Genomic DNA, 12845 nt, shown 5'->3' with positions numbered 1-12845 from the left:
CTTAAAATACAAAAATTACTCGACGACTTTTGAAACAAGAAAGAAGTTTTCTTCTGTAACAGGTGCATTTGCTACGATATCTTCTGCTAGATTACCATCTATGACACTATCTTCTCGCATTCGTAAAGCCATTGGTATCACAGATGTTAATGGTTCAACACTCCTAACATCGACTTCATCTAATTGTTTTACAAAACCTAAAATGACATTGAGTTCTTTTGTCATACGTTCTGCTTCATCGTCATGGACAGCAATACGCGCTAAATGCGCTACCCGCTTGACTGTTTCTTGATCAACAGACATACTGTGCCTTTCTGCTTTTTTATTTTTACATTTGCCTATTGGCTATACAAGGCTGCGTTTGCAAGCGCAAGAATATTGATAACCTGAAACACGAAAAGACTTAAATTATAAATCATATGGCTATTATTAATATCAATGAAGTTATGACACATCTTTTGCCTGGGCAAGTCATAGCAGGTTTAGATTTGGGAAAAAAAACGATTGGAATTGCAGTTTCTGATATAGGGCTAACTTTTGCAAATCCGCGTCCTGTAATTCAACGAAAAAAAATCATGGAAGATGCGCACAGCCTTATAAAAATTTTTGATCATGAAAATGTGGGGATTATTATCATTGGATTACCACTTAATATGAATGGAAGCTGCGGTCCTCGTGCTCAAGCAACCAGAACTTTTGTCAGCACTATGAAAGCATATATAAAAATTCCATTTGTTTTTTGGGACGAACGTTTATCAACAATTGCCGCAGAACGTTCTCTTCTAGAAATGGATGTATCACGCGCTAAAAGAGCAACAAGAATCGATTCGGCCGCTGCTGCTTTCATATTGCAAGGTGCACTCGATAGACTTCAAAGCCTTCATCATATGGAAGGATAAAGAACATTTAACAAATGTCCTGCATTATACCGTGCAATAAGCATTCCATAGGAAGATCTCCATTGTCCTCCAAGGCGGCTTTCCATATAAGCATTTGCCACATGTTCTATATCTATAGAACGTAATGACGCGGCGGCGGCGGCATACGCTACTTGTTCAACAAAAAATCTTCCAGCTCCCTCACTTGCCGATGCCATCTCAGCAGCAGACTTAATGATCTCGATTGCCCGTGGTCCAGCTGGTCCAATATCAACAGCAATTTTTTCTAACAATTTCTGAAATAATCCCGGTGCCCTTTCGGCGATGAGAATTGCATCTTTCACCAATTGATTCGCAGAGCTATTTCTCACAATCCGTGCAGGACCATTGTACAACATTTGTGATAATGGATTACCTTCTACAAAACTTTCGATGCCAAGCTGTGCAATAATCTCGCCAATAATAGGTATGACGAGTTGACTCACATGATAAGCAATAATAGGAGTCATAATTCTCGCAAAAGCTGCTTCAGAGCGATCATTTGCAGCATTATCAAAGGCTCGTGCTAAACGTAAAACCAATGCTTGTGCAGCAGCAACATCCAGTGCAATATCAGCAAAAATACGTTCTGTTAATGGGGGCAAAGGTTGATCTGGCATCTTTTGCCGAAAAAAATCGATACCAGATTGGAGTGCAGCGCGCAAAACACCTGCCGATACGACAGATTGATCAAAACGCATCATCGTTTCAATATCTTTAATGACTTTCAATCCCTCCCCCATATTTCCTAAAAGCCAACCATAACTCCCTTGAAATTCAACAACTCCCTCTGGAGTTAAAGATTCTCCAGGACGTTGTAGCAAATGACGAATCGATATAATGCCATTTAACGCTCCATTTTCTTGTATTCGTGGAACTAAAAAGCAACTTAAATGACCATCTGATTCTGCACTCACAAGATATCCATCAACTATAGGGTTAATAACATTCGTTTTTACAACATTTAAACGGTACAGATCACAGCCAACTTTTTCATCAAAAGAAATTTTTTTAACAATTGGGAAATTGAAAGAGTACTTTTCGTGTTGTTCAACATCATCAAAAGCACAGGTAAATGAAGCCGCCCTTTTGCTATTAATAGGTTTAGACGATGAATCATATTGTCGTGATAAAAGCACATTTTGCCATTTGTTAAAGAGCCCAACATCACTAATTAAGACTGCTATAGCTGCACTTGCTATAATTACCTCATTCAAATGCCCTGTTTCTAAACCAGCAGATAAAGCTAAGCGAATTGCACGAGCTTGGTAGCGTACTCCGTTTTCTGAAGTGGTATTCTCCCAAAGTGAAGTGACCAAGCCAGCGTGTCTAGAATATTGTTGAAGAGCTTGATAAGAAGAATGGATCTCTAATTTTTCTATTGGATGTCCCCATTCATCATTGTGACGCAATATGGGCCGATAACGATTCGCTAAAGAGGAAAGCTCCCATGCTTCACGACTCGCTACAAAATCTCCTATTTCTTCAAAACTTGCTAATAAAAATTTAGGCAACGTAGAAGCAATACGAAACATAAGCGTATCACTGAGAAACGCATTTTTTTTGCGGACATTTTGCGCAGATACAGCACTCATAGGCATATTCCTATTATTCAAATCATTCACATCATAGACTATTTGTCATTTTGCAATTAAAAAACATTTATTATATTCAAACAAATGCTTGTTTAATCTGTTTAGAGAGAGATAGAAAATAATGCTATGACTCAAAATACTTTTTTTCCCCTTTTTCCCCATCAACATCTTTTAGGCATTAAAGATTTGAGTGTAGAAGATCTCACCGTATTGCTGGATCGTGCAGATGCAAATGTTAATCTCTCTAAAAAAATTGATAAAATGAAATCTCCAGTGTGTGGATACACTCAAATTAATCTTTTCTTTGAGGCTTCCACGCGTACACAATCTTCTTTTGAATTAGCTGGAAAACGTTTAGGCGCAAACGTGATGAGTATGGCTATTGGCAATTCATCTGTAAAAAAAGGAGAAACATTAATTGATACAGCAACAACCCTCAATGCAATGAAACCAGATATACTTGTTATTCGTCATAATAGCGCTGGAGCTGCCGCTTTGTTAGCAAAAAAAGTGAATTGTTGTGTGATTAATGCAGGTGATGGTGCCCATGAACATCCAACACAAGCTTTATTAGACGCTCTGACAATTAAAAGGACAAAAGGCCGCATTGAAGGATTAACTGTTGCAATTTGCGGAGATATTTTGCATTCACGTGTCGCGCGTTCTAATATCCTCAGTCTCAACGCCTTGGGAGCTCGGGTTCGTGCTGTTGCGCCTTCTACACTCCTACCCACAGGAATTGCTGATATGAGTGTTGAGGTTTTTAACACGATGAAAGAAGGACTTAAAGGTGCTGATGTCATCATGATGCTCCGCTTACAACATGAACGTATGGCAGGTTCCTTTATTCCCTCCATTCGTGAATATTTTCATTATTTTGGTTTACATAAAGAAAATTTGTCTTATGCCAAAAGTGATTGCATTGTTTTGCACCCTGGTCCAATAAACCGTGGCATAGAAATAGCATCTGACATAGCAGATGGACCACAAAGTATGATTCATACACAAGTAGAAATGGGAATCGCTGTACGTATGGCTGTCATGGAGGCTTTATTGGATTCACGCCTTAAAGCAAGTGGAGAGAAAAAATGATAAAGCCAATTGTTTTTCAAAATGCCCGTGTTATTGATCCCTCACGCACAATGGATGAAGTTGGCACTGTCATTGTTGAAAATGGACTGATTGTAGCCGCTGGAAAAGAAGCATTAAATCAAGGAATCCCCGAAGGGGCAGAAATTATTAATGCACAAAACAAAGCAATCCTTCCAGGACTTGTTGATGCTCGTGTTTTTATTGGAGAGCCAGGAAATGAAAGTCGTGAAACAATTACATCAGCAAGCCAATCTGCAGCAGCCGGTGGTATTACTTCTTTTCTTATGATGCCAGACACAAATCCAATTATCGATACTGTAGCACTTGTTAAATTTATTAGGCATACAACACAAGAAATGTCATCGGTCAATATTTATCCTGTTGCTGCGATCACTCAAGGTTTTCAGGGACAAGAAATAACCGAGTTTGGTTTGCTAAAAGATGCAGGAGCTGTTGCTTTTTGTGAAGGAAAAAAAACACTTCAAAATTCATCTGTTATGCGGCGTGCTATGACATATGCACGTGATTTCGATGTTCCATTAATGCATGAAACACAAGACAAAGACCTCACAGGACAAGGCGTTATGAATGAAGGCCTCTTAGCGAGTTGGCTTGGTCTTTCTGGAATCCCTCGAGAAGCAGAAGTTATACCACTCGAAAGAGATTTGCGCTTAGCTGCATTGACACAAACACGCTATCATGCGGCACAAATATCGACAGCATTATCTGTTGAAGCATTGCGCTTAGGCAAACAACGCAGCGAAAAGATTTCAGCCGGTGTATCTATTAATCACTTGTCTCTTAATGAAAATGACATTGGTGAGTATTGTACATCCTTTCGTCTTATGCCTCCATTGCGCAGAGAAGAAGATCGCAGAACAATGATTGAAGCAATAAAAGATGGAACAGTAGATATTATTGTCTCTTCCCATGATCCTCAGACTGTTGATACAAAACATTTACCATTTAATGATGCAGCAACAGGTGCCATTGGTATGGAGACTTTATTGAGTGCAGCTTTACGCCTTTATCATGATGAAAGCATCTCTCTTTTACGATTAACAGACCTTTTATCAACAACACCTGCAAAACTCTTTGGTCTGAATGCAGGGACCCTCAAAAGAGGTTCTTATGCGGATCTCATTTTGGTTGATCTTGAAGAACCATGGGTGGTTTCTGCAAAGAAACTATATTCACGCTCAAAAAATACACCTTTTGAGAATGCACGCTTCCAAGGGCGTGTTATTCAAACTTTTGTTAAAGGACAATCAATTTTTAAACTTGATCAGTAAACTTAATGAGATTTTTAATGAATGAAAGTGAAATAGTTTTTCAGTTTTGTACTTGGTTTATCTTTCTGATGTCCTATCTCACCGGATCGATCCCATTTGGTTTGCTTTTTACGCGATTAGCTAAACTTGGTGATGTAAGAACAATTGGCTCTGGTAACATTGGAGCGACAAATGTTCTACGGACAGGAAATAAAAAAGTTGCTGCTTTCACACTTCTTTGCGATATGTTGAAGGGAACTGTTGTTATTCTTGTTATAAAATTTTTAGATGCTCCGATAGAAAATAGTCTCCTTGTTTCTTTAGTTGGTTTTTTTGCTTTCTTGGGGCATCTTTTTCCCATATGGTTGAGATTTAAAGGTGGCAAAGGTGTTGCTACCTATCTTGGTGTGTGCTTAGGAGTCTACTGGCCAGCAGCAATTATTTTCATTGTTGTATGGATGACGATTCTTTTACTCACACGCTACTCTTCATTATCCGCACTTATTGCTGTGATTATCACTCCGATATTTGTTTTTTACTTTTCCGATCCTTATTTCTCTTTTATGCTGTTTGTGATGAGCATATTTGTGTATATAAAACATTATGTAAATATTCGTAAATTATTAGTTGGAAAAGAAAGCAAGGTTGGTAAATAAAACGGGGATGAATAAAGGAATCTTGCTCACTGATCGTCAACGTCTCAATTGGTTACGGTTATTGCGAAGTGAGAATATTGGAGCAGTGAGTTTCCGCAATCTCATTGATCATTATAAAACAGCAGAAAATGCTTTAGCGGCACTTCCTGAGCTTGGTAGAAAAGGTGGGCTTTCTACTTCTATTCGAATAACAACGATAGAAGATGCAGAAAAAGAAATACAAGAAGCTGAAAAGTTAGGTGTTCGGTTTATCGGTGTCGGAGAACCGGATTATCCTGCTTTCCTTAAGGTAACGGAATCTCCCCCTCCTCTCATTGCCATAAAAGGAAATGTTTCAGTTTTCCAAAAACCTTCTGTTGGAATTGTAGGATCTCGCAATGCTTCAGCGGCTGGCAAAAAACTTGCTGCTCAATTTGCCAATTTTCTTGGAGATGCTGGTTTTACAACAATCTCCGGACTTGCTCGCGGAATTGATAGCATTGTACATCAATCAAGTTTATTAACAGGTACAGTCGCAGTAATGGCTGGTGGAATTGATCACATCTACCCTCCTGAAAATAAAAAACTCCATGAAGATATTATCGCCAATGGAGGAGCGATTATCAGTGAAATGCCGATTGGTTGGAAGCCACGCGCTATCGACTTTCCACGGAGAAACCGCATCATTGCAGGTCTCTCGCTCGGTCTCTTAGTTGTAGAAGCTGCTCTACGATCAGGTTCCTTAATCACCGCACGTCAAGCCGCAGAAATGGGACGATTAACTTTCGCCATTCCCGGCTCTCCACTTGATCCAAGATCTGTTGGTACAAACAACTTAATTAAAGATGGCACTCTGCTCACTACGCATCCCTCTGACATCATCGAAATGCTTACACCATTAACCCCAATTTCCGCACATTCCCAACTCAATTTTTTTGAGGAACCGTCCTCTCTACAACTTGAAGAGGATAGCTCCATCCTTCCTAATCAAAAAGCCAGCACCCCGTCTTCGGTTGTAGATGATGCAGAACGTGCGTCCGTTTTTTCTGCCCTTTCAACAACTCCAATCGATCTAGATACACTGAGCACTCACTCAGGTGTTTTACTGCCACACCTTTACCTTGTGCTTGTAGAGCTCGAGCTTGCTGGAAAGCTTATTCGACACTCTGGTGGTTATGTGTCATTGTCGAATTCGGATCTTCCCCAAGAGCCTCAGCACTATTAATAATGCTTTGCCCTTCTTTAGCAACCATATCCAAAAGCAACGCTAAAAGTGGGCTATGTGCTTGACGCGCCATCTGATTCATTTGTTCTGACATATCTGTAATATATTGGATAACTTTTAAATGATTTATAAACATAATTCTCTATCCTTGAGCATTTCCCCTCCTACTTCTCAATAGATGTTATCTTAGTAATTTTCCGTATGTTTTTGTATTAATAGTATAAAATAAACAGTGTAACTTTATATAGGGTGTATTTTAATAATAACAATCACAAGTTGTGCAATATTAATGTTTTTTATATGGCTAATATTTTTTTATGTGCTCTTAACGAATTGCCATTAGCTATTCCTATGAAAGAGGTTTATAAAAAAAATTTTTATTTCAACATTCGGGTAAAATTATGGATATCGTTATCGTTGAATCTCCAGCAAAAGCAAAAACAATTAATAAATACCTTGGTTCTCAATATAAAGTAGTCGCATCATTTGGACATGTTCGTGATTTACCGGCAAAAGATGGCTCTGTTCTACCCGATCAAGATTTTTCTATGAAATGGAGTGTAGATTCTGCTGCAGCTAAGCGTTTGAATGAAATAGCAAAGGCTGTCAAAGAGGCGGATAGCCTCATCTTAGCAACAGACCCTGATCGTGAAGGAGAAGCAATTTCATGGCATATTCTTGATGTGCTTCGTCAAAAAAAAGTTTTAAAGGATAAACCTGTTAAACGGGTTGTCTTTAATGCCATCACCAAAAAATCTGTTCTTGATGCCATGAGTAATCCACGTGATATTGATACATCACTTGTAGATGCATATCTCGCACGTCGTGCTCTTGATTATCTCGTTGGTTTTACACTCTCACCTGTTTTGTGGCGTAAACTTCCTGGTGCACGTTCAGCTGGTCGCGTTCAATCCGTTGCTCTACGTATTATTTGTGATCGAGAATCGGAAATAGAACATTTTATCAAAGAAGATTATTGGTCTATTACAACAAGCTTAAAAACCATCCGAAATGATGTTTTCCAAGCAAGATTAACAATGTTTAATCAAAAAAAGATTGGCAAACTTGATATTCAATCTCAAGAACAAGCAGATCAAATTCGTCTTATGTTGGAGGAAGCAAAATATCGTACACTCAATGTTGAAGCAAAGCCCACGAAGAGAAATCCTTCTCCTCCGTTTACAACATCTACTTTACAGCAAGCAGCTTCTTCAAAATTAGGATTTTCAGCCTCTCGCACTATGCAAGTTGCACAAAAACTTTATGAGGGCGTTGAAATCAACGGTGAAATGGCTGGACTTATTACTTATATGCGTACCGATGGTGTGCAAATAGCTCCAGAGGCCATTGATTCAGCAAGAAAAGTCATTCATACCTCCTTTGGCAGTGATTATGTTCCTGAAAAACCACGTTTTTATTCAACAAAAGCAAAGAATGCACAAGAAGCACACGAAGCTATTCGCCCAACCGATTTTCAACGAATACCAAAACAAGTACGAAGTTTTCTCGATAGTGATCAAGCAAAACTCTATGAACTGATATGGAAGCGCGCTATTGCTAGCCAGATGCGTTCTGCTGAAATTGAACGCACAACCGTTGAAATTGAAGCACAACAAGGAGAAAACTACGCGAATTTACGTGCGATAGGTTCTGTTATTCGTTTTGATGGCTTTATTTCTGTTTATACTGATCAACGAGAAGAAGAAAGCGATAATGAAGAAAATGAAACAACACGTTTACCGCAAATAAACACTGGTGAAGCACTTACAAAAGAAAAAGTTGAAACTGTACAACATACAACAGAGCCACCTCCCCGTTATTCTGAAGCTTCCTTAATTAAAAAGCTTGAAGAATTAGGAATCGGTCGCCCTTCGACTTATGCGTCTACATTATCCACACTTTGTGATCGTGGATATATTGTCATTGATAAACGGAAACTTATTCCTGATGCAAAAGGGCGTATTGTTACAGCTTTTCTTGAAAATTTCTTTAATCGCTATGTAGAATATGGTTTTACAGCAGATCTTGAGGAAAAACTGGATCTTATATCGGATGGCAAACTTTCTTGGAAAGATGTAATGCGTGATTTCTGGGATGGATTTAACACATCTATTACCAACATCAAAGAGCTGCGTATCACAAATGTCCTTGACGTTTTAAATGTGACATTAGCTCCTCTTGCTTTTCCTACACGTGAAGATGGAAGTGATGTCCGTTCTTGTCCTCTTTGTAAAAACGGTGAGTTATCATTAAAGCTAGGACGCTATGGTGCATTTGTTGGCTGCTCTAATTATCCTGAGTGCAAATACACACGCCAACTTGGAACAGAGACAGGAGAAGAACATGAAGCCATGCGTAATGATGAACCTATCATACTTGGTATTGATCCTCAAACAGGAAAAGATATTTCTCTTCGCAATGGTCGTTTTGGTCCCTATATTCAGCTTGGTGAAAGCAAAGAATCCAAACGTGCAGGACTACCAAAAGAATGGCAAGCAGAAAATGTAACTCTTGATAAAGCCTTGGACTTACTCTCCCTGCCTCGTGAAATTGGCACGCATCCTGAAACAGGAAAAATGATTACAGCAACTATCGGGCGTTATGGTCCCTACCTTACGCATAATGGCAAATCTGCTCCTCTTGTTCATGTGGATGAAGTTTTTGATATTGGCATCAATCGTGCCGTTACAGTACTTGCTGAAAAAAAAGAAAATAAAACAACGCGGAGTAGAACAACCTCAGCTGCACTCGCAACATTAGGGGAGCACCCAGATGGAGGAGCTGTCACCTTACGCGATGGGCGTTATGGCCCATATGTTAATTGGGGCAAAATTAACGCAACATTGCCAAAAGACAAAGAACCAATTAGTGTAACACTTTCAGAAGCATTAGAACTTATATCGGCTAAAGAATCTGGTAAAAAAGCAACAGGTAAAGTTTCCAATAAAAAAACAAAAAGAGCTCCTTCCAAAAGAAAAGAGACATAAAATTTGACTAAAGGTGCAAAAAAAACAAAATATTTCCAATCATTCAATATGGAACAGCTGCCCAACAAGGCGGAAATTCTTTCCTTTATTAAGGAGTATCCTGACCGATCCAGTAAACGGGAAATTGCCAAAGCTTTTAACTTAAAAGGTGATTCTCGTATCTGGTTGAGAGGTATATTACGTGAGCTGAAAGATGAAAAACTCATATCAAACCAACGTAAAAGGGCAATAAACAAAGAAAAATTACCACCTGTTGCTTTGGTGAAAATTAGTGGCCGAAATGAAGATGGCGGTTTAATTGCTCAACCTCTTAAATGGGAAGGTGATGCAAAACCAAATATCGAAATACACTCTTTTCATCACATAAAAGGAATAAACGTTGGCGTTGGAGATCACGTTCTTGTAAAAATTTTTCAAAATAAAACGTCTCAACACCCTCATTATACAGGGCGAATTATTCATAAAATTGATGCGTCCCCAAAGAGCGTATTTGGTGTTGTACAAAAATTAAAAACTAATCAATGGAAGTTTATCCCTATAGAACGCAAAACGAATGAACTCATTATTGAGATCGCCAAAACAGACTCAAAAATAAAGATAAAATCTGGTGACCTTGTTGAAGTTGAGATTAAAAAAAATACTGGTTATGGACTAAAAAGCGCACAAATCAAAAATATTTTAGGATATATTGAGAGTGAAAAAACACTATCGATGATTGCTCTTCTCTCAAAAGGAATTCCTTATATTTTTCCTGAAAATGTTCTTGAGCAAGTAAAGCATATAAAACCTGCTAACATAGAAAATCGTGAAGATTGGCGGCAATTACCACTTATTACAATTGATCCAGCAGATGCAAAAGACCATGATGATGCGGTTTATGCAACAAAAGATAAAGATCCTAAAAATCCTGGTGGTTGGATTATTGTTGTCGCGATTGCAGATGTTTCTTATTATGTTAAAACAGGAAGTTCTTTAGATCAAGAAGCATTAAAACGAGGGAATTCTATTTATTTTCCTGATCATGTTGTACCAATGTTGCCAGAACGCATTTCTAATAATTTATGTTCTCTACGTGAAGGAAAGGAAAGACCAGCTTTAGCCGTTCGTATGATTTTTGATGCGAATGGGAACAAACGAAAACATAGTTTTCATCGTGTTATGGTGCGTGTATTAGCTAAACTTTCTTATCAAGAAGTCCAATCAGCAATTGAGGGAAAAATAAATGAAAAAAGTTCTCCCTTTTTTAAGAGCATTTTGCTGCCCTTATGGGAATCTTATGAACTCCTCAAAATCGCGCGGAATCTTCGACAACCATTAGAATTAGAAATAACAGAAAAGAAGATTATACTTGATAAAAATGGGTGCATCAAAGATGTTGTGAATGAACCACACTTAGAAGCCCATCGTTTGATCGAAGAATTCATGATCCAAGCGAATATCTCAGCTTCTGAAACATTAAAAGAACATCATCAACCCCTCCTCTATCGTATCCATGATAAACCCTCTCTTGCAAAACAAGAAGTACTGCGAAATTTTCTTCAAAGTTTGGGGATATCACTCTCTCGAGGGGCAGAACTTACCTCAGCACGTCTTAATAGTATTTTAACAAAAGTGGCGAATACCCAACAACAAGAATTAGTCAATCAGGTTATTTTGCGCGCCCAATCTCAAGCTGAATATAATCCTAAAAACATTGGCCATTTTGGTTTAAACTTACAGAATTATACGCATTTTACATCACCAATTCGTCGATATGCTGATCTTATTATCCATCGCGCACTGATTAAAGTTTTAAAATTAGGGAATGATCAATCAACAGAAGCACAAGAGCAAAATCTTGAAGAAATAGCTACTCAGATTTCTTTATATGAACGTCGTGCAATGACAGCTGAAAGAGAGACCATTGATCGACTTGTCGCACACTACTTAACCAACAAAATCGGCCGTATTTTTACAGGCCGTATTTCTGGTGTTACAAAAGCAGGTCTTTTTATCTCACTTGATAGACTTAATACAGATGGTTTTGTACATATTTCTACACTTAAAGATGATTACTATTATTTTGATGAAGCGCAACATATTTTTGTAGGAAAGCATAGTCATAAAGGTTACCAACTGAGTGATAAAGTAGAAGTAAAACTTGTAACCGTACAGCCTTTTGCTGGTGCTTTAAGCTTTGAGCTCTTAACAGAACCTCGTCCAATAGCTTTTTCCTCTACTTCCTATCATAAACGCAAATTTATAAAAAAAAGAAAATACAATTTTATAAAAAAATATTAATATAAAAATATAAACTATAGAAAATTTTAAATTAGAAATTATTATGTAATTTACTATAAATTTTATCTTATTTACCTATAAAATAAAATTTATTCATTATACAATATTTTATATTTATAAAACATAAAAATAATACAAAATATTTATCATAATTTTTTATATTAAATTAATTATAAATTATACAATTTAATAGATTTGTTTTTTCATTCTAAATCAAATTTTTATAAATTGAATAACTAAAGATACAATTAAGCTATCTTAATAAGAGCTAAAAAGCTTTTAAAATTCAAAAATTGTTGGTATGCAATCGTTATAGAACTTACAATCATCAGTTCTATTAGCATAGCATGAAGAATATATTTTTAGCTTCTAATAACTGAGAAAAACATTTCGAAGAGTGCTATCAGCTATAGTAGAATGGTAGAATCGTTATAATGAATAGCGAAATTTTAAGCTTTTTAAGGTTATAACTTTTTTGACGCAATATGAAGTTTGTTCACTTTAAAATTTATAATTATATTTCATCATGACAGTTCTGTTTATCCTATCAAAGTTTTGAATAACAGTTGTGAAACAGCTAAAAAAAGGATTTTTTTCTTTTTTATGCGATCATACTAAGCTTAGTTGTTTGATGGATTCCATATTGTTAGCAAAAATAAAAATATAAGGATTTATATTTTTACTGGCTGCATCTTTGTTGTACTTGCTGCTATAAAAATTTTCATCACTTAGAAATTAAGTCCATAATAAAAAATATAGACGACTACTCCCTCTATCTTTTTCACGTTTTCAAGCTTAATGATGGCAGTGAGTCTGTATGATGTTATCTAAATGGAAGAATTA

General features: G+C 37.2%; 10 protein-coding genes. 7 read left to right on the top strand and 3 right to left on the bottom strand.

Annotated elements, in window-relative coordinates:
- Window positions 1-15 precede the first annotated feature (15 nt).
- Window positions 16-303 carry an Asp-tRNA(Asn)/Glu-tRNA(Gln) amidotransferase subunit GatC gene (gene gatC / locus AC0QT4_RS03995; protein WP_473200432.1) on the bottom strand — a complete coding sequence of 96 codons (288 nt, stop codon included), beginning with the start codon at window positions 301-303 and terminating at the stop codon, window positions 16-18.
- Between the two features lie 116 nt (window positions 304-419).
- On the opposite strand from gatC, the gene ruvX reads away from it, so the two are divergent.
- Window positions 420-899: a Holliday junction resolvase RuvX gene (gene ruvX, locus AC0QT4_RS03990; RefSeq protein ID WP_473200431.1), complete on the top strand. Its 480-nt coding sequence runs from the start codon at window positions 420-422 to the stop codon at window positions 897-899.
- On the opposite strand, the gene AC0QT4_RS03985 is transcribed toward ruvX, so the two are convergent.
- Entirely contained in the window at window positions 884-2512 is a 1629-nt protein-coding gene (locus tag AC0QT4_RS03985) for an acyl-CoA dehydrogenase family protein (protein WP_473200430.1), read from the bottom strand. The genes ruvX and AC0QT4_RS03985 overlap by 16 nt on opposite strands.
- A gap of 126 nt (window positions 2513-2638) precedes the next feature.
- Here AC0QT4_RS03985 and AC0QT4_RS03980 point away from each other — a divergent pair, with 126 nt between their 5' ends.
- Genes AC0QT4_RS03980 through dprA form a run of 4 tightly spaced genes read left to right on the top strand, consistent with a single transcriptional unit; the run spans window position 2639 to window position 6735 of the window.
- Window positions 2639-3604 carry an aspartate carbamoyltransferase catalytic subunit gene (locus AC0QT4_RS03980; protein WP_473200429.1) on the top strand — a complete coding sequence of 322 codons (966 nt, stop codon included), beginning with the start codon at window positions 2639-2641 and terminating at the stop codon, window positions 3602-3604.
- Window positions 3601-4896: a dihydroorotase gene (locus AC0QT4_RS03975; RefSeq protein WP_473200428.1), complete on the top strand. Its 1296-nt coding sequence runs from the start codon at window positions 3601-3603 to the stop codon at window positions 4894-4896. The genes AC0QT4_RS03980 and AC0QT4_RS03975 overlap by 4 nt, the downstream gene beginning before the upstream one ends.
- A 17-nt stretch (window positions 4897-4913) precedes the next feature.
- A complete protein-coding gene (plsY, locus tag AC0QT4_RS03970) occupies window positions 4914-5531 on the top strand; it encodes a glycerol-3-phosphate 1-O-acyltransferase PlsY (protein ID WP_473200427.1) in 618 nt (205 codons plus the stop codon).
- Window positions 5521-6735 carry a DNA-processing protein DprA gene (gene dprA / locus AC0QT4_RS03965; protein WP_473200426.1) on the top strand — a complete coding sequence of 405 codons (1215 nt, stop codon included), beginning with the start codon at window positions 5521-5523 and terminating at the stop codon, window positions 6733-6735. Before plsY ends, dprA begins: the two co-directional genes overlap by 11 nt.
- Here dprA and AC0QT4_RS03960 read toward each other — a convergent pair.
- Complete coding sequence (locus AC0QT4_RS03960; protein ID WP_254771059.1) at window positions 6665-6871, bottom strand: hypothetical protein; 207 nt, start codon at window positions 6869-6871, stop codon at window positions 6665-6667. The genes dprA and AC0QT4_RS03960 overlap by 71 nt on opposite strands.
- Window positions 6872-7136: 265 nt before the next feature.
- Between AC0QT4_RS03960 and topA the strand changes: the two genes are divergently transcribed.
- Both topA and rnr read left to right on the top strand, forming a co-directional pair.
- The gene (gene topA, locus AC0QT4_RS03955) at window positions 7137-9722 is read left to right on the top strand and encodes a type I DNA topoisomerase (RefSeq protein ID WP_473200425.1); all 2586 of its coding nucleotides are present in this window, start codon (window positions 7137-7139) and stop codon (window positions 9720-9722) included.
- A 3-nt stretch (window positions 9723-9725) separates the two neighbouring features.
- The gene (gene rnr, locus AC0QT4_RS03950) at window positions 9726-12002 is read left to right on the top strand and encodes a ribonuclease R (protein ID WP_473200424.1); all 2277 of its coding nucleotides are present in this window, start codon (window positions 9726-9728) and stop codon (window positions 12000-12002) included.
- The last annotated feature ends 843 nt before the right edge of the window (window positions 12003-12845 follow it).

This window comes from Bartonella sp. EBT8, assembly GCF_055796165.1.
This window is presented reverse-complemented; position numbering and strand designations above follow the sequence as displayed.